This window comes from Blattabacterium cuenoti, assembly GCF_014251735.1.
Lineage (GTDB): Bacteria > Bacteroidota > Bacteroidia > Flavobacteriales > Blattabacteriaceae > Blattabacterium > Blattabacterium cuenoti_C.
In genome coordinates this window covers 58,702-80,483 of sequence record NZ_CP059197.1, presented here as the reverse complement: position 1 = coordinate 80,483, position 21,782 = coordinate 58,702, and the positions used below count along the sequence as shown (strand labels likewise).

Sequence of the window (21,782 nt, the reverse complement as noted above, 5' to 3'; positions counted from 1 at the left end):
GAATGATATATGAAAATTATAATTATTGGTCTAGGAAATTTTGGTAGATCTTTAGCTCTAAATTTAACAGACAATGGTCATGAAGTTTTTGGAGTAGACTATAAAATGGAAAAAGTAGACTTATTAAAAGATCATATAGCTAATGTGGTATGTATGGATGCTAATAATGAAGCAGCTTATAAAGTATTGCCGATACAACAAGCGGATTTAGGAATTGTAGCTATTGGAGAAAACGAAGGATCATCAATAGTAACTACGGCAATACTAAAAAAATATAAACATCTTAGAATAGTTAGTCGATCTTTATCAAAGATACATGATACTATATTAGAGGCTATGGGAATTAACGATGTAGTACATCCAGAACAAGACGCTGCTTTCCGATTAACTAAACAAATATCCTTTAATTATGCTTTAGATTATTTTAGAGTGGATAATAAATATTCTATCGCAGAAGTTTTTTCTCCATATTCCTTTAATGGGAAGTCTGTCAAAAGTATAAAATTAACACAAAAATATTCCGTTTCTTTAATCACTGTCATACGAGATATTAAAAATCCTATGTCGTATAAGGGAAAAGGAAATGCATCCACAAGAAAAGTGATAGGTTTGGTAACTGGAGATACGATTCTACAAAAAGGAGATATATTGACCCTTTTTGGATCTAATAAATCCATAATGAATTTTGTCAAAGAAAAAAATCATGATTAAAATTCTTATCACTAAATCTGTAAATTTTTCTTCTTTTTTTTTCAAAAAAGTTTTTTTGATTACATCTTGTGATTTTTTATCCGTAAAGTATTCTATTTTACAGAAAAAAAAACCTATCATATTAAATGATCGATTCATTTTTACTAGTTACAATGGAATAAAAGGATTTATATATAATTTTGGAAAAGATCTTTTGAAGAAAAAAAAATTTTATGTAGTTGGAGAGAAGACCTATCTTTTTATAAAAAATTTTGGAAATTTTTCCTTTCTTTTGAGAAAGAATTATGTACAAGATCTTATAGATGACATTATTCTAAAAAATTCAAATAAGTCTTATGATTGGTTTTGTGGAAAAAATAATCTACTTAAGAATAGTGATGACAAAGTTTTCCAAAAAAAAAATATTCTTTTAAATCGATATGAAGTTTATCAAACTTTTTTTCTTCCTCATAAAATAGAAAATTTGTCTAGTTATCATGGAATCATATTTTTTAGTCCTTCTGGAGCAAAATCGTTTTTTTTAAAAAACAGAATACGGAATGACTCCAAAACGGAATTTTTTGCTATAGGAAAAACTACAGCAGAATTTGTTTCAAGATATTTGAACAAAGAAATCTGGATTCCAGATATCCCTTCTATGAAAGAAGTTCTTCTTTTTGTAAAAAAATTTTTTGATAAGAAAAATTTGTTTCCATAGATAAGAACCATTATTTTATTTTTTACATATAAGGATATTTATATTTTTTACTTTCTTGAAAAAAAGGATTTCCAATAGAATGGAGTTGTTTTTTGTTTAAATTGCTAAATAAAACATAGCTAAAAATGGAACCTATCAATAGTAAAGATCCAATTTCAGATAATCCAAATTTTTGATCAAAGATTCCATTTACATCTGGAGCTATTAAATTGTATATATCTATATAATGTCCAAAAAGTAATATACTAGCAATTGTAAAGACAATTCTTGGATTTTTTTTACTTCTGCTACTCATCAAACCTAAAAAAGGAATCAAAAAATTTGAAATGAGCATCCAAAAATGAATGGATCCGTAGATTTCTTCTCTTTTTATAAAAAAATAAATTTCTTCCGGTATGTTTCCGTACCAATAAAGAATAAACTGTGAAAACCACAAATAAGTCCACAGTAAACTAGTGGAAAAAAGATATTTGCTTAAATCATGTAAGTGATTTTCATTAAATAAAGGTAAACATCCTTTCTTTTTTAGATAAATAGCAATTATAGTAATGGTGCTTATTCCTGTTACTATATAAGTGCTCAAAACGTACCAACTAAATAAAGTACTAAACCAATGAGGATTCAAGGACATAATCCAGTCCCATCCCATAAAAATAGATGTGATAGAAAAAAATATTATAAATATGATAGATAAAAAATTTAATTTTTTATAATCTGTTAAAGAACATGTTTTATCTAAAATAGAAGATGTTTTTTTTATTTTAAAATAAAAAAAACACCAGCCAATTATATAAATAAAACTTCTGATTAAGAAAAAGGGAATGTTTAAAAATAACTTTTTACTTGCAATGACTTTATCATATTTTAAAGAGGTCGGATCATATAAAAAAGGATCCATCCAATGAAATATATGAATACAATCCATAGCATTTAATAATAATATTATTAGAATCATCACTCCTCCATATGGAAGAAAAGAAGAAACTTCTTCCATGATAGGATGGATGATAATGGACCATCCTGATTTTGATACATATTGTATCCCTAAAAAAAATAAAGATCCTAGAGAAATGCTGGTAAAATAAAATAGGGACATATATAATCCTATCCAAGGTTTATTTTCTCTTTTTTCGGATTTTTGTAAAGTATTTTTTTTATTTTCCATGGATTTCTTTTCTAAGAAAAGTTCTTTTTTTTTGGGAAAAAAATTTTTATTTGAAAAAGTAATTTGATCAAAAAGAAGAATAAAAAAACCTATGATCATTATAGAAATAATAATTTTTTTCTTTTTTTGAGAAAATTGATACATTTTTTATCTTTTTTGAACTATTTATTCTTTAAAATCATTACATATTCTGCCACCTTCCATCTATCTATCTCATTTAATTGAGATGCGTATGAACTCATGTTATTTTTTCCATAAGTAATTACATGATAAATGCTTCCAATAGTAATATCTCTATCTTTATAACTGGGAATTCCTAATATTTTTTCTTTTTTTACTAAAAAACCTTGTCCATCTCCATTTTCTCCATGACATATAGAACAGTTAATTTTATAGATATTTTTTCCATCTTCTATAATTTTATTTAATTCCTCTTTATTTTTATTACTCTTTTGTAAAGGAGATTTCAATATTTTTTTAGACAGATTATATCCTTCTTGGGTATCATCAAGTTTGTAAAAATTAAATCCATAAGAATTTCTTGGAATAGTTCCTTTTACAGGTAAAAGAGACGAAGTTTTTCCTTTTATAAAAAGAGGAATGCGAATCTTTTTAAGAGTTTTTTTATAATTAGGATATGGATCTGAATAAGGTTCGTATGCATCTGAGTAGTACATATCCGGCATATATACTCTATTAGGTTTTGATTTATCAAACCAACAAGAATTTAGTGTCATAAAAATAAAAAGGAAAAGAACATAAAGATATTTATTTCTCATGTTTGAACTATTTTAGTTATATTCACTTCCATAGCTCCATTTTCTTTTAAAAAATTCCGTAATTCTTCAGCATTTTTTTCTGTATGAATTTCTATTAGAAACATGTTATCAGTAGTTCTAGGATCCGGATTTTTTGGAGTAGATCCTGGAAATAATTTACATTGAAAAAGATAAGTGATGCACATAAAATGTGCAGAAAAAAAAATAGACAATTCAAATATTACAGGAATAAAAGAAGGAAGATTGTGAATCCAAGAATAAGAAGGTTTTCCTCCAATATTTTGTGGCCAATCATAAATCATGGTATACCAAGTAAGTATACTAGCCGTAAAAAATCCTATAAATCCATATATAAAAGACAAAAAAGACAAATTTGTTTTTTTTAATTCAAGTAATTTATTCAAATTATGAATGGGAAAAGGGGAATATACTTCATGTATATTTATGTTCTTTTTCCGAAGAATTTTTAAATGGTTTATCATTAAATCTTCATGATCATATAATGCCTGAATATTAAATACGGATTTAATCATCTTTTGTAACATTTTTTTTAGAACATTTCAATATTGTTTTTAGTTCTGCCTGTGATATAACTGGAAATACACGTATGTATAATAAATAAAGAACGAAAAAAAAGCCAATAGTTCCTATAAATATTCCTACATCTACAAATGAAGGCATAAACCCAGTCCAAGAAGAAGGTAAATAATCATGACTTAGATTTAAAACGATAATATCAAACCTTTCGAACCACATTCCAATATTAATGAAAATTGCTATTATATAAGACCAAAAAAAACTTCTTCTTACAAATCTTATCCATAAAAATTGTGGAATTAATACATTACAAATAATTAAAGCCCAAAAAGCCCACCAAAATGGTCCTGTTGCAGCCTTTACAGAAAAATAAGTGAACTCTTCAAAAGGACTGCTAGAATACCATGCAAGAATAAATTCGGATATATAAGCTAATAACACTATTCCTCCTGTTAACAAAATGATCATATTCATATATTCAATATGATTTCTAGTTATATAACTTTCTAATGAAAGGACTTTTCTAGCTACTCCTAATAGAGTTTGTACCATTGCAAAACCTGAAAATATGGCTCCAGCTACAAAATAAGGAGGGAATATAGTGCTATGCCAACCCTTAATCACCGAAGTAGAAAAATCAAATGAAACAATAGTATGTACTGAAAAAACTAATGGAGTGCATAGTCCAGCTAGCAACAAAGAAATTTCTTCAAATCTTTGCCAATCTTTGGATGTTCCTCCCCATCCAAAACTAAGAATGCTATATATTTTTTTCTGTATAGGATCTGTGACTCTATCTCTGATCATAGCAAAATCTGGAATCAATCCCATAAACCAAAAAACAGTAGAAACGGAAAAATAAGTACTAATAGCAAATACGTCCCATAATAGTGGAGAATTAAAATTAGGCCACAAAGAACCAAATTGATTTGGAATAGGTAAAACCCAATGAGCATTCCATGGTCTTCCCATGTGTATGATAGGAAATAAACCAGCTTGAATAACCGCAAAAATAGTCATAGCTTCAGCTGATCGGTTGATAGATAAACGCCATTTTTGACGAAATAATAATAGAACAGCAGAAATCAAAGTTCCCGCATGACCAATTCCAACCCACCAAACAAAATTAGTAATATCCCAAGCCCAATTTATAGTTCTATTCAAACCCCATACTCCTATACCCGTACCTATAGTATAAAATATGCATCCTAAACCCCAAAAGAAAGCCATAATTGAGATTAATAAAGAGATCCACCATTGCTTTCCAGCTTTATTTTTTATAGGTCTCAAAATGTCTTCGGTGATATTTTGAAATGTTTTATCTCCTATAATCAATGGTTCTCTTATAGAGGTTTCATGGTTTTTATTTAGCTTTAACATAATAATCCATTCTATTTCAGATTTCTTATCTTTAATTGATAAGATACATTTGGACGTATTCCGAGAAATTCCAGGAGTTTATAATTCCTTTGATCTTGAATTTTTTCTAAAATATGACTATTTTTGTCATTTACATCTCCAAAAGTAATTGCTTTTGTAGGACAAGAAATACTGCAAGCTGTTTCAAATTCTTCATCTTTGATCTTTCTATTTTCTTTTTTTGCTACTCCTATAACAGATTGTGTTCTTTGTATGCATAAAGAGCATTTTTCCATAACCCCTCTGCTTCTAACAACAACATCTGGGTTAAGAACCATTTTCCCTAGATCGTTATTCATGTGAAAATCAAAATTTTGGTTATTGGCATAATTAAACCAATTAAAACGTCTTACTTTATAAGGACAATTATTTGCACAATAACGTGTTCCTACACAACGATTATATGCCATCATATTTTGACCTTGTTCTCCATGAGATGTTGCTCCAACCGGACAGACCGTCTCACAAGGAGCATTATCACAATGTTGACACATTATAGGTTGAAAAGAAACCCTTGGATTTTTAATAAAAAATTCATCCTCAGAGTTTTCTTTTCCGGAATAATATCTATCCACACGTAACCAATGCATATCTCTAGATTTTCTAATCTCTTCTTTTCCCACAATAGGAACATTATTTTCCGAATGACATGCAATAATACAAGCTCCACATCCAATACAAGCATTCAAATCTATAGATAGATGAAAATGATGGCCTCTTTTATCTTTTTCTTTTACAACAGGATCATTCCAAATAGAAATATTTTCTGGTGGGAGCATTCCTTTGTGAGTAAAAACTTTTTCTTCTTCATTCCAAATTTCTTTAGGATGTTTTAAAAAAGTTTCTAAATCCGTTTCTTTGACTAAGTTTCTTCCTACAGTTGTATTTTGTAATTGTACACAAGCAAATTTATATATTTTATTTACTTTTTTTATCTGTATATTTTTTTGTATCAAATGAAAATTTTCATAAAGAACATAAGCATTTTTTCCTTTGATCATTTGAGTAAATTTTCCTATTTTTTGTCCATATCCAAAAGATAAACCTATAGAACCTATTGCTTGTCCAGGTTGAATATAAACAGGTATATTTTTAATCAATGTTTTATGATCTTTGATTAAATCAACACAATGGCCATTCATAGCTCCTGTTCCTGTATACCAATTTTTTATTCCTATTTTTTTTGCATCATCATATGATATAGTTAAATAGTTTTCCCAAGTAGTACGAGTAATAGGATCCGGAAGTTCTTGAAGCCATGGATTGTCATGTTGATGGCCGTCTCCTATACTTGTTTTCGTGTATAATCGAAGTTCAAAATTTTTATCTAATCTATTTTTTTCATCTATATAATATTCTTGTTTATCATAATTATTAGATAAAATATTTTTTTTATGGATAATATTTTCTTCTTTTTCCACTTCCACTACTCCGTGAAACAAAGCTTCCTGAAAAGAAGAAACATTGGATTTTGGAATAATTTCTTTTTCCCAAATGTTTTTTAAGTATTCGTAATAATTTTTTTCTGGTTTTCTTCCCCAAATCATTAAAGACTCTTGAAATTGTCTTGTATTAAATATACACTGAATAGTAGGTTGAATGAGAGTGTAAATCCCTGTAACAGGATGGGTGTCTCCCCAACTTTCTAGCCAATGAGGAATAGGAGCTAATACATCCATTAATTCATTAGTTTCATCTTTTTTCATTGAAAAAGAGATAGTCATTGGTATTATTCTTAATAATTTTTTTATTTTCTGAGAAATAGAGGAAGGAAGACTATAGACTGGATTAGTGTTATGAATTAATAAAGCTCCAACTTTTTCTTTTTCTAAATCTTCTATAAAATTCTTTAGTTTTTCATCATCACTTTCTTTTGATAAAATAAATTTATTTTTTTGTAAAGCTTGACTATGAATTTTTTTGTTTATCAAAAAAGAAAAAATATATGCTTCTTTACTTCCATCTGCAAAAACTACACTTTTTGATCCTTTTTTTTGAATTAAGTCAGTTATTTTTTTTACAATTTCACTATTAGTTTCTTTTTTAAGAACTATTGTTTGGTAAACTTCAAACAACATTTTTTCTATATCTGATGGCTTTTTTGAAATACGAATATCTGCATTTGCTCCAGATAGACTCATATTAGTTTCTATCTGAATATGTTGTATCATAGATTTTTCTGGATTTTTATTCTTAGCATAGGAATGACTCATATTTTCTGGACACCAATCTCCTAAAAAATCCGCATCGAAAGATACTATTAATTCCGTTTTTGATAAATCAAAAAGTGGAAAAGCTCGGAATCCAAATATTTCTGCAGCAGCATCTAAAGCTTTTGAATAAGAAATCGCATCATAAGTGATCCATTTTGTGGTTGGATATGTTCTTGTAAAATCTTGTATTAATTTTTTTGTAGAAAAACTTGGATAAGAAGACGAAAGTATTACAATATCTTTTTTTAATTTGGATATTTTTTCTAAATGAGAAATAACATAATTATCTATTTGATTCCAAGAACTTTTATTTCCATTAATAAAAGGGTTTTTTAATCTTTCTTCATCATAAAGAGATAATAAAGAGGATTGAATTCTAGCTGATGTGGTATTGAAATAATTCGAGGTTATATTAGGTTCTATTTTTATGGGACGCCCTTCTCTAGTTTTAACTAATACACTTCCAATATCGAAAGAATCTATCATGGTAGATGCGTAATAGGTCGGTAGGCCTGGAGTAATCACCTCTGGTTTTACAACATAAGGAATGGATTTTATTACTGGACCTTTACATGCAGCTAAAGTAACAGAAGCTGTACTAAAACCTACCCATTTCAAAAAATCACGTCTAGAGGTTCTATTTTTTAAAAATTTTTTAATTGGAATATCCATTTTAGAAATAGCGTTTTCTTTTTTATTTGATTTCATCATAAATAATTTATTAAGAAAAATAAATGACGAACTAAGTCATTTAATAGTGACATTTAGCACATTCCGTTCCACCAATCATATCTATGGTTATTTTTTTTCCTTTTCTTTTTTGGATAAAATCGGAAAAATGTTCTTGATAATATTGATTATTAATGTCTATTTCTGTTTTTCTATGACAAGAAATGCACCATTCCATGGTAAAATTTTGAGACATTTCTACTTGGTCCATATTTTGAACTTCTCCATGACAAGCATTACAAGTTAAATCTACTTTTTTTGATTTTTTGATCATTTTTTCTCCTGTTATTATATGTTGAGAATGATCAAAATGAACAAAATCAGGCATGTTATGTATTCGTATCCATTGAATAGGATTTGTTTTTTGAGAATATTCTCTTTTTTCTGGATTCCAACCTACCGAATGGTATATTTTTTGTATTTCCTGATTATATACTTCTCTACTTTTTCCTTTTTCAACATAATCACCTTTATATTCATTGATAGTAATATGACAATTCATACAAATATTTGCAGAAGGAATTCCAGATACTTTGCTATATTTTGCTGAAGAATGACAATATTGACAATCTATTCCATTAATTCCAGAATGTATTTTATGAGAAAAATAAATGGGTTGATCTGGCTTGTACCCTTTATTGACATCAATTTGCATTAAAAATATCCAAATTCCGTATATTACTAATATGAATGAAAATCCTATACAACAAGATAGAACAGCCCAATTTTTTCTATTTTTTCTTAAAAATTTAAATAAAGCAGTATCTATCCAAAAATTTGTTTTGTCTTTTTTCTGATAAAGGATATCTTCGTTTAGTAATAATTTAGTTAAAATTTGAATTCTATATAAAATCCAAAGTAAAATTGCAGATAAAATACTAAGTCCAAAAACAATTATTTTAATTAAAAATGGAGATTCTGATCTGGTATTTTTTTCCTCTTTTTCATCAGCCGTACTTTCTTTCTTAATGACAGGATTTTTGATAAAAGATAATATATCATCTATTTCCTGTTCGGATAATTGAGGAAATAAATTCATTTCTACATTTCCATATTCTTTGTAGATAGCTATAGCGTCTTTATCTCCACTTTTTCGGAGAGATTTGTTATCCAAAATCCATTTATGCAGCCATTCTCTGCTTCTTTTTTCAGTAACACCAGCTAGAGGTGGTCCTATCATTTTCTTTTCTAAATCTATAGAATGACAAGACGTGCAATTCTTTTTAAAAATTTCTGCTCCTTTTTCTGCATTTCCTTCTATATTTTTTGTTTCAATTTTTAGAAAAAAAGAAAATAAAAAAAGGACAAAAAACAAAAAATATTTCATAGTTATATTGATGAATACATTCATAATGTTTTACTCTTAACTCCACATTAATTATTCCACAAAATAATAGAATAAAAGAAAAAAATCCCATTTTTTGGGAAAAAAAATTCGTAAATTCCTTTAATTTATTTTTAAATTTGTTTTTTATTCATATCATAGCAAACAACATGCAAGATGAATAGATTTTCTTTCTTAATCATCATAACAATAATAATGTTTAATTCTTTGAAAGCAGATCAAGCACCTAAAATTAGATTTTTTGAAGAAACCCTGTCAAATGGACTACATGTTATTTTACATCAAGATAACACAAATCCTTTGGTATCTATTTCCGTTTTATATCATGTAGGAACTAAAAATGAATCTCCAGGAAAATCCGGTTTTGCTCATTTTTTTGAACATCTGATGTTTGAAGGTTCTAAAAATATTAAAAGAGGAGAATTTTTCAAATATATCGCTTCTAATGGAGGAAAAAATAATGCTTATACTAACCATGATGAGACTTGTTATTACGAAGTTTTACCATCAGACAGTCTTCCTTTAGCCTTATGGTTGGAATCTGAAAGAATGTTTCACGCAAAAATAGATAAAGAAAGTATCAATATCCAAAGAGAAGTAGTCAAAGAAGAAAAAAAAATGCAAATAGAAAATCAACCGTATGCTAAAGCTATCTCAGAAATTATTCCTTCTTTATTATTCAATAAACATCCTTATAAGTATCCTATTATTGGTTTTGAAAAAGATTTAGATTCTGCTACAGAAGTAGATTACAAAAAATTTTATGAAACTTATTATGTCCCCAATAATGCCACTTTGGTGGTAGCAGGAGATTTTGATATGAAAGAAGCAAGAAATTTGATTGATACATATTTTTCTCCTATTCCAAAAGGAAAAATAGATTTTCACATGAATAAAATAGAAGAAGATCCTATTAAAAAGGAAATTGTTTCTACATATGTAGATAAAAATACTAAAGTTCCCGGTGTTTTTTTATCGTATAGACTTCCAAAAATAACGGATAAAGATTCTTATGTATTAAAAATTATAGATCATATCCTTTCTTCTGGAGAAAGTTCACGTATAATGAAAAATGTGGTAAATAAAAAACAGTTAGCTGCTTATGCAGGATCTTTTTTAGATCCTATGGAGGATTATGGGATTTTCATTATATACGGATTAATAAATCCTGGGGTGACTTTAGACCACTTAACAAAAGTTATAGATGAAGAAATAGAAAATTTAAAAGAAAAAGTAATAACAGAATATGAGTTAGAAAAACACAAGAACTTTTTTGAAAAAAAATTTCTTTTCGATAATTATTCTATGAGTGGAATAGCAGCAAATTTAGCTCATTATCATTTATACTATAAAAATGCAGATTTAATTAATACAGATATAGAAAAATATCGTGAAATATCTGTAGAAGATATCAAGATCGTTGCCAATAAATATTTAAACAAAAATAGTAGAGTACGTTTATATAATGTTCCAGTTAGTTAAATTTTTTAATCAAAAAATTATTCTTCTTATAATAACCATCAACATTTTTTTTCATACAAATATGTTTTCTCAAATAGTTAATCGTAGTTCACCGCCTAAGTCTTTAACAAGAAAGACTGTCATTAATATTGAAAAGCCTAAATTTTTTCAAATGAAAAATGGATTAAAAGTTTTAGTTGTAGAGAATCATAAACTTCCTTTAGTTAGAGTCGGTTTAGAATTAGACTATAAACCTTTTTTGGAAAAAGACAAAGCTGGAATAAAAAAAATTTTTGGACAAATGCTTCGTTCTGGAACGAAGAATTCTTCTAAGGAAGAATTGGATGAAATAATTGATTATATAGGAACGACATTGTATACTTCTTTTTCAGGAATATCTGTTTCTACTTTAAAAAAACATTTAGAGAAGTCTATTGCTATCATGAGTGATATTTTGATGAATAGTCGTTTTGATAATTCTAAAGAATTGGAAAAAATAGTGAAACAAAAGATTATAGATATTAACTTATCAGAAAAGGATCCAAATGCCATTTTGCAACGGGTACGAAATGTTTTATATTTTGGAAAAAATCATCCTTATGGCGAATATGAAACTTACGATACCATAAAAAATATTACTCTTAAAGATTTAAAAAAATTATATCGGAAATATTACATTCCAAATATATCTTATCTTTCTTTTATAGGAGATATATCTTTACAAGAAGCGAAACAATTATGTGAACATTATTTATCTAAATGGAAAAAAGGATCTTGTTCTCAAGGAAACAAAATTTTCAAAAAATCAAATCATTCTCCAAAAATAGAAATAGATTTAGTGGATATTCCTTCTCTTACTCAATCTACCATTTGTTATGGAGGACCTGTCTTTTTTCATAAAAATGATCCGACTTATTTCTCTTCTATTTTAGCCAATGGGATTCTAGGAGGAGGACCTCAAAGTCGTTTATTTTTAAATCTTCGAGAAAAAAAAGCTTATACATATGGAGCATATTCTGTTTTAAAATCAGATAGAGATATAGGTTATTTTTCTGTTTATACTCAGGTAAGAAATGAAGTAACAGATAAAGCGATAAAAGATATTATAAAAGAAATTTTAGAAATTACAACCAATAAAGTTACCCTAGAAGAATTGAATATTAAGAAAAAAGAGATATGTGGTTTATTTATTCTAGATTTAGAAGATCCAAATAGAATTAGTGATCTTTTTATAAGTGAATTAAAAAATAATCTTCCAAGTGGATTCTACAAAAATTATTTGAATAGTGTACAGTCTGTAACTATTTCGGATGTACATTCTTCATGTAAAAAATTTTTTTCTGGAAAAAATGGGAGAGTCATAATTATAGGAAAAGCTAATGATATTTTGCCCATTTTGAGAAATTTGGGTTATCCTATTCGTTTTTTTGATAAATTTGGAACCAAATTAAAATGAATATAATTTGAAATGAAAGAAGATTATTCCTCTTTAGATTTAGAGGATCGTATTGTTTATGTATTGAAAAGTATATATGATCCAGAAATCCCGGTAGATATTTATGAACTTGGTCTTATTTATGATATACAAGTATCTCATGAAGAAGAGGTAAAAATAGTCATGACTCTCACTACACCGAATTGTCCCGTTGCAGACAGTTTGCCTATAAAAGTCAAAGAAAAAGTTCAATCTATTGAGGGAATTAAAAAGGTAGATGTAGTTTTAACGTTTGATCCTCCTTGGAGTAGAGAATTTATGAGTGAAGAAGCTCGTTTAGAACTTGGAATGTTATAAATTTTATATATATATATGAGCATTTTTAGTTTACTATTTTATGGATTATTAATTCTTTTAATCCTTTCTTTTTTTTCTAGTTTTGTTTTTATAGTTCATCAAGAAACAGCCGCTGTTGTTGAAAGACTTGGAAAATTTTATAGCATTCGTCAAGCAGGATTACACTTAAAGATTCCTTTTATAGATAATGTAGTAGGAAAGTTAACATTGAAAATTCAACAATTAGATATTTTAGTAGATACAAAAACTAAAGATAATGTTTTTGTGAAAGTAAAAATATCCGTTCAATTCCAAGTGATTAAAAATAAGGTATATGAAGCTTTTTATAAATTGGATAATTCTCATTCCCAAATTACTTCCTATATATTTGATGTTGTAAGAGCTGAAGTTCCAAAAATGCGTCTAGATGATGTTTTTGAACGAAAAGATCATATAGCTCTTGCTGTAAAAGGAGAGCTAGAAGGAGCTATGTTAAATTATGGATATTCTATTATTAAAGCTTTAGTTACAGATTTGGATCCCGATGAACAGGTGAAACAAGCAATGAATCGAATTAATACAGCTGAAAGAGAAAAAGTAGCTGCTGAATATAAAGCGGAAGCTGAAAGAATTAAAATAGTAGCTAAAGCTAAAGCAGAAGCCGAAAGTAAAAAATTACAAGGAAAAGGAACAGCAGATCAGCGTAGAGAAATAGCTAGAGGAATTTTAGAATCTGTAGAAGTATTAAACAATGTAGGAATCAATTCACAAGAGGCCTCAGCTTTAATTGTTGTTACGCAACATTATGATACCCTTCAATCTATGGGAGAAAGTTCCAATGCTAATTTAATTTTATTACCTAATTCTCCAGGAGCTGCTAGTGATATGTTGAATAATATGATAACTTCATTTAATATATCTAGTCAGATTGGAGAATCTATAAAAAAGAAAAATGATAATAAAAATAGTAATAGTAAAAAAAATAAATAAAATTACATGGAAATAATAGGAAGAGTTAAGAAATTATTTGATATTCAAAAGTTTAATAGTGGATTTAGAAAAAGAGAAATGGTTCTTACTACGGAAGAACCGTATCCTCAAAATATATTGATAGAATTTATTCAAGATAAAGTGGATTTATTAGGATCTATAAGACCAGAGGATAAAATCAAAGTTTTTATCAATATTCGTGGAAGAGAATGGACTAATCCAGAAGGAACTATCAAATATTTTAATTCTATTCAAGGATGGAAAATTGAAGAAATTCAGCATTCTATAGGAAATAAAACATCTGTATCTCCATCTTTATCTTCATCTTCAGATGATTTTGATGATTTACCTTTTTAATTATATTAGATTATTGTTGACGAGTTTTTGATAGATAATATCTTTTTTAGGATTCCATCCTCGAGATGGAGAATATTCTTTTCCGTAAGAAATGATTTGAAGGTGTAATTTTTTCCAATTTTTCTTCGAAAAAAAATGTTTGGCGTCTTTTTCTGTTTGTTTTATATTTTTTCCGTTACTTAGTTTCCATCGAAACATCATTCGATGAATATGAGTATCTATAGGAAATACAGGGACTTCTGATACATGAGACATAAAAACAGAGGCCGTTTTATGTCCGACACCTGGTAAAGATTCTAATTCGAAAATATTTTTTGGAATAATTCCATTATATTTTTTTATTAAAATAATGGATAAATCATAAATATTTTTGGATTTTCTGTTATAAAGTCCAATATATTTTATATAATTTTGAATATCATTCACAGACAATTGAATAACATCTTGAGGTTTTTGAATTTTTTTAAATAAAAGTTTTGTTATTTGGTTCACTTTTTTTTCCTGACTTCTTGAAGTTAATATAATTGCTATAAGCAAAGTAAATTCATTAGTGTAGTATAAGGAACTAATTGGATTAGGATAAATAAAATTTAAAATATCTGTGATAATTTTTATTTTTTTTTTAACATGAAATTTGATTCTATGATTTTTGAATAAAAACTTGTACCCCATCTTTTTTTTCATTCATTTTCAATGTAATTTGATCTCCTTTTTTTAAGGTTTCACTAATGATACATTCCGATATAGGATTTTTTATGAATTTTTCTATAACTCTTTTTAATGGACGAGCTCCATATTCTTTATCAAACCCTTTTTTTTCAATAAAATGTTTTACTTCAGGAAGCAATATTAATTGATATCCTAAATTAGATATATGAGTATTTATTTTTTCTAATTCTATATGAGTTATTTTAGATATATGCTCTGGTTTTAAAGAATGAAAAAGGATAATATCATCTATTCTATTTAAAAATTCTGGAGAAAAAGTACGTTTCAAAGCATGTTCTAAAATGTTTTTATAATTATTCGATTTTCTAGCCTGAGTATAAAAACCAATCTCCTGACCAAATTCTTTTAATTTTTGTATTTCTGTATTTGAGGTAAAAATGATTACGGTATTTTTAAAGTTTACTTTTCTTCCAAGACTATCTGTTACACATCCATAATCCAACATTTGTAATAGGACATTAAATACTTCAGGATGTGCTTTTTCTATTTCATCTAGTAAAATGACAGAATAAGGCCTACGACGTATAATTTCTGTTAGTTGTCCTCCTTCTTCGTAACCGACATAGCCAGGAGGGGCTCCTATTAATCTTGAAACAGAAAATTTTTCCATATATTCACTCATATCTATACGTACTAATGATTCTTCTGAATCAAATAATTCCTTAGCAAAAACTTTTGCTAAATAAGTTTTCCCTACACCTGTTTGTCCTAAAAAAATGAAAGATCCTATAGGACAATTAGGATCTTTTAATCCTGTTCTATTTCTTTGAACTGCTTTCACTATTTTTTCCACAGCTTCATCTTGTCCGATTATTTTTTCTTTTAGAATATCTATCATTTTATTCAACTTTTTCATTTCAGCTTGAGCTATTCTATTCACCGGAACTCCGCTCATCATGGAGACGACTTCTTCTACGTTTTCTTCAGAAACTGTTTCTCTATTTTCTTTAGAAGACTCTTCCCAAACTTTTTGTGCTTGTATTAATTGTTTTTCTATACGTTTTTCCGTATCACGGAGACGTGCAGCTTCTTCATATTTTTGACTTTTAACTACTTGAGATTTTTCTTCACGAATATTTTCCAATTCTTTTTCTAGAAGGACTATTTCTTGTGGAACTTTAATATTTTTAATGTGTACACGAGATCCTGCCTCATCTAATGCATCAATAGCTTTATCAGGAAAATAACGATCTACAATATATCGTCCAGTTAAATGAACACAAGCCTTTATTGCTTCTTCTGTATAAATCACATTATGATGACTTTCATATCTTCCTTTTATTTTTTTCAAAATTTCAATAGTTTCTTCTTCCGAAGAGGGTTGTACGATAATTTTTTGAAATCTACGTTCTAATGCTCCATCTTTTTCTATATATTGTCTATATTCATTTAATGTAGTAGCTCCAATACATTGAATATCTCCCCTAGCCAAAGCAGGTTTGAATATATTAGAAGCATCTAATGAACCTGTTGTCCCTCCAGCTCCAATCATAGTATGAATTTCATCGATAAAAAGAATTAAATCTGTATTTTTCTCGGATTCATTTATGATTGCTTTCATCCTTTCCTCAAATTGCCCCCTATATTTAGTTCCGGCTACTAGACTAGCCAAATCTAAAACAACTACTCTTTTATTATATAAAACTCTAGATACTTTCCTTTGTACAATACGTAATGCTAATCCTTCAGCTATAGCAGACTTTCCAACTCCTGGTTCTCCTATGAGAAGGGGATTATTTTTTTTTCTTCTACTCAGTATTTGAGATACCCTTTCTACTTCTTTGTCTCTACCCACTACAGGATCTAATTTTCCTTGAATAGCTATGGCATTTAGATCTCTTCCAAAATTATCTAATACTGGTGTTTTACTTCTTATTGAAGCACCTCCATAATAACTAGATCCCGCTCCACTTCCACCAGATCCATAAGATGTGGAACTATCATTTTCAATATCTTCATCTGAATAAGCAGAAGAAAAAAAAATTCTTCTTTTTAAGAAAAAGAAATATTTTTTTTCATTTGTAAAAAAGGATAACCAATTATGAATCATAAATTAAAATCATTAAAAATGTTTATCTAAGAAGATAAATGATCTCTTTCATTTGTACAAATAAATAAACGGATAATTCCTCCAATGTTTACTTACGATAAGGATATTTTTTTATCGTAAAATTTAGTTGGAATAGAAGATAAAATTTTCAAATTTAATCTTTCTATTAATTTATCTACACACTTATTCTTTCTGGATAAAGAATTGTATTGTTCTATTGGAAAATTTTCCAAATCTTTTTCTTTTACTAGAATTTTTAATTCTAAATGTGGAAATTTATTTCTGAAATATTTTATAAAATGTGTTTGTATAAAAGAAAAATTACGAGTTTCTAATTGGGATGGAATGACTAGAAGTATTTGATTTTTATCAATATGAAATTGTATTTCATGTTTGAGTGAATTTAAATAAGTAGGATGAATTTTTTCAGAAAATTTTTGGATGAAATTTATCCAGTTTTCTTGTAAATATTGAACTTTTTTTTCATGATTCTCATCAGAATCTTTAGGATAAGTACATAGACAATTGGCTAATTGTATCAGATATATTTCTATTGTTAATCTAGAATTATTATATATTATAGATTCTTTTTCCATCTGACGACAAATTTTCAAAGCATTAATTAAAAAAGAAGAACATATTTTTCTGGACTGTTGTATATAAAATTGTATAGTTTTCTTTTTTAATTTTAAAAGGAATAAAGTTTCAGTATTTTTCGATAACAATAGATCTCTAAAATGTTTAGTTAATCCACCTATGAAATTAATAGAACTTACTCCGGATTGAAAAATTTTATCTAATAAAATTAAGACATGAGATATTTTTTGATTCAATAAATAATCAATTATTTTAAAATAGTAACCAGTATCCAGAATTCCTAATTTTTCCATAACTAATTCTCTAGAAATTTTTTTTTGGTCATAAAATGTAAGTTTCTCGAAAGTATTAAGCGCTTCACTAAGTGAACCATTCCCATTTTTTGAAATAATAAACAAAGCCTCATTATCTATTTCTATACGTTCTTTTTTCGCTATTTTTTTTAAGTAAAAAAAAATATCTCTTAAAGAAATATGTCTAAATTCATAGACTTGACAACGTGAAATAATAGAAAAAATTTTATTTTTTTCTGTTGTACAGAAAATCAATAATACATGTGAAGGAGGTTTTTCTATAATTTTCAAAATTATATTAAAAGAATCTTGAGGGATGAAGTGAAAATCATTTATAATAAGAATATTATATTTTCCGTTTTTTGGATATGAACGAATTTTATGGATTGTTTTACATATAGATTCCACTGAATGATTCAAAAATCCACTTATTTCAAAAATATTTGAAAAAGAATTTAATTCATTAGCCAAAATTCGTGCACAGGTGTTTTTTCCTACTCCTCTAGGTCCCAAAAATAATAAAATTTGAGACAAACGATTTTTTTCTATGGAATTTTTTAAAATGGTTGTAATATCCATTTGTCCAATAACTTCATTCCATTTGACAGGCCTATATTTTATACTCCATACAATGTATGAAAAAAATTTATCCATATAATATTATCTAATCATTAAAATTTTTTTTATTCTATCAGCTGCCTCTTTTAAAGTGGATGTGAAATAAATAGGTAATTGACTATTTTCAAGTCTTTTTTTTGCAACCAACTCATTAGTTCCTTGTAAACGAACAATCACCGGAATTTTGATTTTATGATCAATGTTATGATATGAATTAATAATTCCCTCTGCGACCGTATCACAACGGACAATTCCTCCAAAAATATTTATTAATATCGCCTGTACAGATGGATCTTTCAATATAATTCGAAAAGCTTTTTCAACACGATCTTTATCAGCAGATCCCCCTATGTCTAAAAAATTAGCTGGATTTCCTCCACAAGATTTAATCATATCCATGGTAGCCATAGCTAATCCAGCTCCATTTACCATACATCCTACATTTCCTTCTAATTTTAAAAAATTTAATTTTGCTTCAAAAGCTTCTATTTCAACAGGATCTTCTTCTTGTTGATCACGAAAACTCGCATATTTTTTCTGACGAAATAAAGCATTATCATCCAAAACCATCTTTATGTCTACTGCTACAATTTGATGATCAAAAGTTTTAATTAAAGGATTAATCTCCAATAATAATGCATCACAAGACAAATAAGCTTTGTATAAAGAAATTAAAAAATGTTTGAAATATTTTATAACTTCCTCATTGAATCCTAGATTATATCCAATTTTTCTAACTTGAAATAATTGTAAACCAAAAAATGGATCTATTTCTTCTATAAAGATTTTATCTGGATGTTTTTTAGATATATCTTCTATCTCCATTCCTCCTTCTTTAGAATATAGAATTACATTTTTTTCTATATCACGGTTCATTAATATCGATAAATAGTATTCTTTGGGAGAAAAAAAACAATTTTTCATTGTTATCCTCATCTTACTAGAATTAGAATAGATATCTTCAGAAATGAGAATTTTGCGAACGAATTTCCCTTTTTTTGAAGTTTGTGGAGTAATCAAATACTTTCCTAAAAGATTTTTTGATTTTTCATATACTTCTTCCAAAGATTTGGCTATTTGTATTCCTCCTCCTTTTCCGCGACCACCTGCATGTATTTGTGCTTTAATGACTAAAGAAGTTTTATTTGTTTTTTTGAAGATGACTTTTGCAGCTTCAACTGCTTCTTCTGGAGTAGTAACGACAACTCCATCAGGAATATTAACAGAAAAAGATCTTAATATTTCCCTACCTTGGAATTCATGTAAATTCATTCAAAACAGTTTTTACAAGTAAATTTAAACTAAAATTCGTTTATTTTTGAAACGTTTTTTTTAGTTTCTTGATGAGAATATTTTTTAAATTTATATAAAACTTTATGGTTCAAGCTGAAAACATTTACAAATCTTTTGGAAAAAAAGAAATTTTGATAGGAGTCAATCTTAGAGTAAAAAAAGGAAATATCGTATGCATATTAGGAGAATCTGGATCTGGAAAAAGTACATTATTGCATATATTGGGAACTTTGGAAAAACCTACTTTTAAAAAAAAGGAAAAGACTGTTTTAAAAATAGATGGAGAAAATGTCCTTTCCCTATCGGAACAAAAACTTTCCATTATTAGAAATGAAAAAATAGGTTTTGTTTTTCAATCTCCTCAACTTCTTCCTGAATTCACCGCATTAGAAAATGTTTGTTTGCCAAGATTTATAAAAATCAAAGATAGAGATCATGTAAAAAAAAAGCGAAAATATTATTAAAAAAATTGCATCTTTCTCCATACGAAAATTCAAAACCTGATGAATTGTCTGGAGGTCAAAAACAAAGATTAGCAGTAGCCAGAGCATTAATTAATGATCCTAAAGTTATTTTTGCGGACGAGCCTTCCGGAAATCTAGATTTTAAAAATGCTAAATATCTACATGATCTATTCTTCTCTCTAAGAGAAGAATTAAAACAAACATTTTTAATTGTCACACATAATCTTCAATTAGCTGATATGGCAGATGAAAAACTAAAAATAAAAAATGGAAAAGTAAATAAGATTCAATAAAAATAAAAAAAAATGCTCTTAAATAAATTTTCTATTAAACATATTATAAAAAAACCAAGAAATAAAAAAAATTATCCTCCTCTTTTTTTAATGATTCACGGATATGGAAGTAATGAAAAGGATCTTTTTTCCTTGCATAAGGATATTCCAGAAAAATTTTTTATAATTAGTATTCAAGGAATATATGCCATGAACAAAGAAAAATATTCATGGTATGATATTGATTTTCAAGATCAAAAAAAATTTATAAATATCTCACAGGCGAAAGAGACAATTGAAAAAATATCTGTTTTTATAGATGAATCCATTAAAGAATATAAATTAAACAAAAATAATGTATGGTTATGTGGATTTAGTCAAGGAGCTATTTTGAGTTATGCTATTGCTTTAAAAAAACCTAGTCAAGTAAAAAGGGTTATAGCTTTAAGTGGCTATTTCGATGAAAATCTTTTATCAATAGATCAAGAAAAAATCTGCAAAGATTCTTATGCAGATTTAAAATTTTTTATTTCTCATGGAAAATATGATACTATTATTCCTATCCAATGGGTAAAAAAAGGTTTGTCTTTTCTTAAGAATCGTCAAATACTTTCTTTAGACTATAAAGAATATGATTCTGGACATGTTTTATGCAATTCTAATTATCAGGATTTAATTAACTGGATTAAAACACATTAAACTCATGAAAAAATATACAAAAATAGTTTTATTCTTGATGATGATGATAGGCAGTATTTATTTTTTTTTGCATAAAAATTATTTCTATGGAATAATTCTGTTATTATTAAGTTTTATTCCTGTTTTTTTTCTTTTCATGAATGAATTTTTGTTATTAGCCTTTTTTAAAATAAAAAAAAAAGATATGAAAGGTTTAAAAAAGTATTTGGGATATATAAGAGATCCAAAGTTACAATTAGTTAAAAATCAACTAGCTTATTACTATTTTCTTCATGGAATCCTATATTCAGAATCCAATATACATCAATCAGAAAACTACATGCAAAAAGCTCTAGATCTAGGATTAAAATTTAAACAAAATATAGCCATAGCTAAATTAAATATAGCTATAGCTTCTTTATCAAAAGGAAATAAAAAAAAAGCTGAATTATTATTATTAGAGGTAAAAAAGACGGATGTTCATGGTTTATTACATGAACAGATTCAGATCATAAAAATACAAATGAAAAAAATGAATCTAGGGAATAGACAGAACCCTTTTCTCAGAAAAAATTTTTGAAATTTTCATGAAAATAATAAAAAAAAGAATAAGG

The 21,782-nt window shown here is 27.3% G+C and carries 19 protein-coding genes and 1 pseudogene; 10 read left to right on the top strand and 10 right to left on the bottom strand.

The genetic code is table 11. The annotated features are described in order from the left end of the window. Nucleotides 1-9 precede the first annotated feature (9 nt). Together H0H60_RS00330 and H0H60_RS00325 are read left to right on the top strand one after the other, a co-directional pair. A complete protein-coding gene (locus tag H0H60_RS00330; protein ID WP_185862750.1) occupies nucleotides 10-711 on the top strand; it encodes a potassium channel family protein in 702 nt (233 codons plus the stop codon). Next, a complete protein-coding gene (locus H0H60_RS00325; protein ID WP_185862749.1) occupies nucleotides 704-1,408 on the top strand; it encodes a uroporphyrinogen-III synthase in 705 nt (234 codons plus the stop codon). The genes H0H60_RS00330 and H0H60_RS00325 overlap by 8 nt, the downstream gene beginning before the upstream one ends. A gap of 22 nt (nucleotides 1,409-1,430) precedes the next feature. On the opposite strand, the gene H0H60_RS00320 is transcribed toward H0H60_RS00325, so the two are convergent. Genes H0H60_RS00320 through H0H60_RS00295 form a run of 6 tightly spaced genes read right to left on the bottom strand, consistent with a single transcriptional unit; the run spans nucleotide 1,431 to nucleotide 9,577 of the window. Beyond that, a complete protein-coding gene (locus tag H0H60_RS00320) occupies nucleotides 1,431-2,717 on the bottom strand; it encodes a hypothetical protein (RefSeq protein WP_185862748.1) in 1,287 nt (428 codons plus the stop codon). Nucleotides 2,718-2,734: 17 nt separating this feature from the next. Beyond that, complete coding sequence (locus tag H0H60_RS00315; RefSeq protein ID WP_185862747.1) at nucleotides 2,735-3,352, bottom strand: c-type cytochrome; 618 nt, start codon at nucleotides 3,350-3,352, stop codon at nucleotides 2,735-2,737. Continuing rightward, nucleotides 3,349-3,885, bottom strand: a complete 537-nt coding sequence (locus tag H0H60_RS00310; RefSeq protein ID WP_185862746.1) for a DUF3341 domain-containing protein — start codon at nucleotides 3,883-3,885, stop codon at nucleotides 3,349-3,351. The genes H0H60_RS00315 and H0H60_RS00310 overlap by 4 nt, the downstream gene beginning before the upstream one ends. Further along, nucleotides 3,878-5,269 (bottom strand): NrfD/PsrC family molybdoenzyme membrane anchor subunit, encoded by a 1,392-nt coding sequence (gene nrfD, locus H0H60_RS00305; protein ID WP_185862745.1) that lies wholly within the window; start codon nucleotides 5,267-5,269, stop codon nucleotides 3,878-3,880. The genes H0H60_RS00310 and nrfD overlap by 8 nt, the downstream gene beginning before the upstream one ends. Before the next feature lie 11 nt (nucleotides 5,270-5,280). Further along, complete coding sequence (locus H0H60_RS00300; protein ID WP_185862744.1) at nucleotides 5,281-8,232, bottom strand: 4Fe-4S dicluster domain-containing protein; 2,952 nt, start codon at nucleotides 8,230-8,232, stop codon at nucleotides 5,281-5,283. Nucleotides 8,233-8,272: 40 nt separating this feature from the next. Continuing rightward, the gene (locus H0H60_RS00295; RefSeq protein ID WP_185862743.1) at nucleotides 8,273-9,577 is read right to left on the bottom strand and encodes a c-type cytochrome; all 1,305 of its coding nucleotides are present in this window, start codon (nucleotides 9,575-9,577) and stop codon (nucleotides 8,273-8,275) included. A gap of 213 nt (nucleotides 9,578-9,790) precedes the next feature. On the opposite strand from H0H60_RS00295, the gene H0H60_RS00290 reads away from it, so the two are divergent. From H0H60_RS00290 to H0H60_RS00270, 5 genes are all read left to right on the top strand, one after another. Further along, on the top strand, nucleotides 9,791-11,077 hold the full coding sequence (locus H0H60_RS00290; RefSeq protein ID WP_185862958.1) for a M16 family metallopeptidase: 1,287 nt from the start codon (nucleotides 9,791-9,793) through the stop codon (nucleotides 11,075-11,077). Between the two features lie 61 nt (nucleotides 11,078-11,138). Next, the gene (locus H0H60_RS00285) at nucleotides 11,139-12,512 is read left to right on the top strand and encodes a M16 family metallopeptidase (RefSeq protein ID WP_238784906.1); all 1,374 of its coding nucleotides are present in this window, start codon (nucleotides 11,139-11,141) and stop codon (nucleotides 12,510-12,512) included. A 12-nt stretch (nucleotides 12,513-12,524) separates the two neighbouring features. After that, nucleotides 12,525-12,848, top strand: coding sequence for an SUF system Fe-S cluster assembly protein (locus H0H60_RS00280; RefSeq protein WP_185862741.1), 324 nt, complete (start codon nucleotides 12,525-12,527; stop codon nucleotides 12,846-12,848). A 15-nt stretch (nucleotides 12,849-12,863) separates the two neighbouring features. Next, nucleotides 12,864-13,817, top strand: coding sequence for an SPFH domain-containing protein (locus H0H60_RS00275; RefSeq protein ID WP_185862740.1), 954 nt, complete (start codon nucleotides 12,864-12,866; stop codon nucleotides 13,815-13,817). 6 nt (nucleotides 13,818-13,823) lie between these two features. Continuing rightward, entirely contained in the window at nucleotides 13,824-14,174 is a 351-nt protein-coding gene (locus H0H60_RS00270) for a DUF3127 domain-containing protein (RefSeq protein ID WP_185862739.1), read from the top strand. Here the strand turns inward: H0H60_RS00270 and H0H60_RS00265 are convergent, their stop codons facing one another. From H0H60_RS00265 to sucC, 4 genes are all read right to left on the bottom strand, one after another. Continuing rightward, the gene (locus H0H60_RS00265; RefSeq protein ID WP_185862738.1) at nucleotides 14,175-14,846 is read right to left on the bottom strand and encodes an endonuclease III domain-containing protein; all 672 of its coding nucleotides are present in this window, start codon (nucleotides 14,844-14,846) and stop codon (nucleotides 14,175-14,177) included. Next, entirely contained in the window at nucleotides 14,815-16,953 is a 2,139-nt protein-coding gene (locus H0H60_RS00260) for an ATP-dependent Clp protease ATP-binding subunit (protein WP_185862737.1), read from the bottom strand. The genes H0H60_RS00265 and H0H60_RS00260 overlap by 32 nt, the downstream gene beginning before the upstream one ends. A 92-nt stretch (nucleotides 16,954-17,045) precedes the next feature. Then, nucleotides 17,046-18,497: a DNA polymerase III subunit delta gene (gene holA, locus H0H60_RS00255; protein WP_185862736.1), complete on the bottom strand. Its 1,452-nt coding sequence runs from the start codon at nucleotides 18,495-18,497 to the stop codon at nucleotides 17,046-17,048. Nucleotides 18,498-18,503: 6 nt separating this feature from the next. Then, nucleotides 18,504-19,733: an ADP-forming succinate--CoA ligase subunit beta gene (gene sucC, locus H0H60_RS00250; RefSeq protein WP_185862735.1), complete on the bottom strand. Its 1,230-nt coding sequence runs from the start codon at nucleotides 19,731-19,733 to the stop codon at nucleotides 18,504-18,506. 104 nt (nucleotides 19,734-19,837) lie between these two features. Here sucC and H0H60_RS00245 point away from each other — a divergent pair. The 3 genes and pseudogenes from H0H60_RS00245 to H0H60_RS00235 all read left to right on the top strand — a co-directional run bounded on the left by H0H60_RS00245 (nucleotide 19,838) and on the right by H0H60_RS00235 (nucleotide 21,748). Next, a pseudogene (locus H0H60_RS00245) lies at nucleotides 19,838-20,511 on the top strand (ABC transporter ATP-binding protein). Nucleotides 20,512-20,523: 12 nt separating this feature from the next. Next, complete coding sequence (locus tag H0H60_RS00240) at nucleotides 20,524-21,189, top strand: alpha/beta hydrolase (protein WP_185862734.1); 666 nt, start codon at nucleotides 20,524-20,526, stop codon at nucleotides 21,187-21,189. 4 nt (nucleotides 21,190-21,193) lie between these two features. Next, nucleotides 21,194-21,748 (top strand): hypothetical protein, encoded by a 555-nt coding sequence (locus H0H60_RS00235; protein ID WP_185862733.1) that lies wholly within the window; start codon nucleotides 21,194-21,196, stop codon nucleotides 21,746-21,748. Nucleotides 21,749-21,782 lie beyond the last annotated feature (34 nt).

Coding starts and splice junctions, on each gene's coding strand:
- H0H60_RS00330 (WP_185862750.1), top strand. CDS start 10: ATGAAAATTATAATTATTGGTCTAGGAAATTTTGGTAGATCTTTAGCT.
- H0H60_RS00325 (WP_185862749.1), top strand. CDS start 704: ATGATTAAAATTCTTATCACTAAATCTGTAAATTTTTCTTCTTTTTTT.
- H0H60_RS00320 (WP_185862748.1), bottom strand. CDS start 2,717: ATGTATCAATTTTCTCAAAAAAAGAAAAAAATTATTATTTCTATAATG.
- H0H60_RS00315 (WP_185862747.1), bottom strand. CDS start 3,352: ATGAGAAATAAATATCTTTATGTTCTTTTCCTTTTTATTTTTATGACA.
- H0H60_RS00310 (WP_185862746.1), bottom strand. CDS start 3,885: ATGATTAAATCCGTATTTAATATTCAGGCATTATATGATCATGAAGAT.
- nrfD (WP_185862745.1), bottom strand. CDS start 5,269: ATGTTAAAGCTAAATAAAAACCATGAAACCTCTATAAGAGAACCATTG.
- H0H60_RS00300 (WP_185862744.1), bottom strand. CDS start 8,232: ATGATGAAATCAAATAAAAAAGAAAACGCTATTTCTAAAATGGATATT.
- H0H60_RS00295 (WP_185862743.1), bottom strand. CDS start 9,577: ATGAAATATTTTTTGTTTTTTGTCCTTTTTTTATTTTCTTTTTTTCTA.
- H0H60_RS00290 (WP_185862958.1), top strand. CDS start 9,791: ATGTTTAATTCTTTGAAAGCAGATCAAGCACCTAAAATTAGATTTTTT.
- H0H60_RS00285 (WP_238784906.1), top strand. CDS start 11,139: ATGTTTTCTCAAATAGTTAATCGTAGTTCACCGCCTAAGTCTTTAACA.
- H0H60_RS00280 (WP_185862741.1), top strand. CDS start 12,525: ATGAAAGAAGATTATTCCTCTTTAGATTTAGAGGATCGTATTGTTTAT.
- H0H60_RS00275 (WP_185862740.1), top strand. CDS start 12,864: ATGAGCATTTTTAGTTTACTATTTTATGGATTATTAATTCTTTTAATC.
- H0H60_RS00270 (WP_185862739.1), top strand. CDS start 13,824: ATGGAAATAATAGGAAGAGTTAAGAAATTATTTGATATTCAAAAGTTT.
- H0H60_RS00265 (WP_185862738.1), bottom strand. CDS start 14,846: ATGGGGTACAAGTTTTTATTCAAAAATCATAGAATCAAATTTCATGTT.
- H0H60_RS00260 (WP_185862737.1), bottom strand. CDS start 16,953: ATGATTCATAATTGGTTATCCTTTTTTACAAATGAAAAAAAATATTTC.
- holA (WP_185862736.1), bottom strand. CDS start 18,497: ATGGATAAATTTTTTTCATACATTGTATGGAGTATAAAATATAGGCCT.
- sucC (WP_185862735.1), bottom strand. CDS start 19,733: ATGAATTTACATGAATTCCAAGGTAGGGAAATATTAAGATCTTTTTCT.
- H0H60_RS00240 (WP_185862734.1), top strand. CDS start 20,524: ATGCTCTTAAATAAATTTTCTATTAAACATATTATAAAAAAACCAAGA.
- H0H60_RS00235 (WP_185862733.1), top strand. CDS start 21,194: ATGAAAAAATATACAAAAATAGTTTTATTCTTGATGATGATGATAGGC.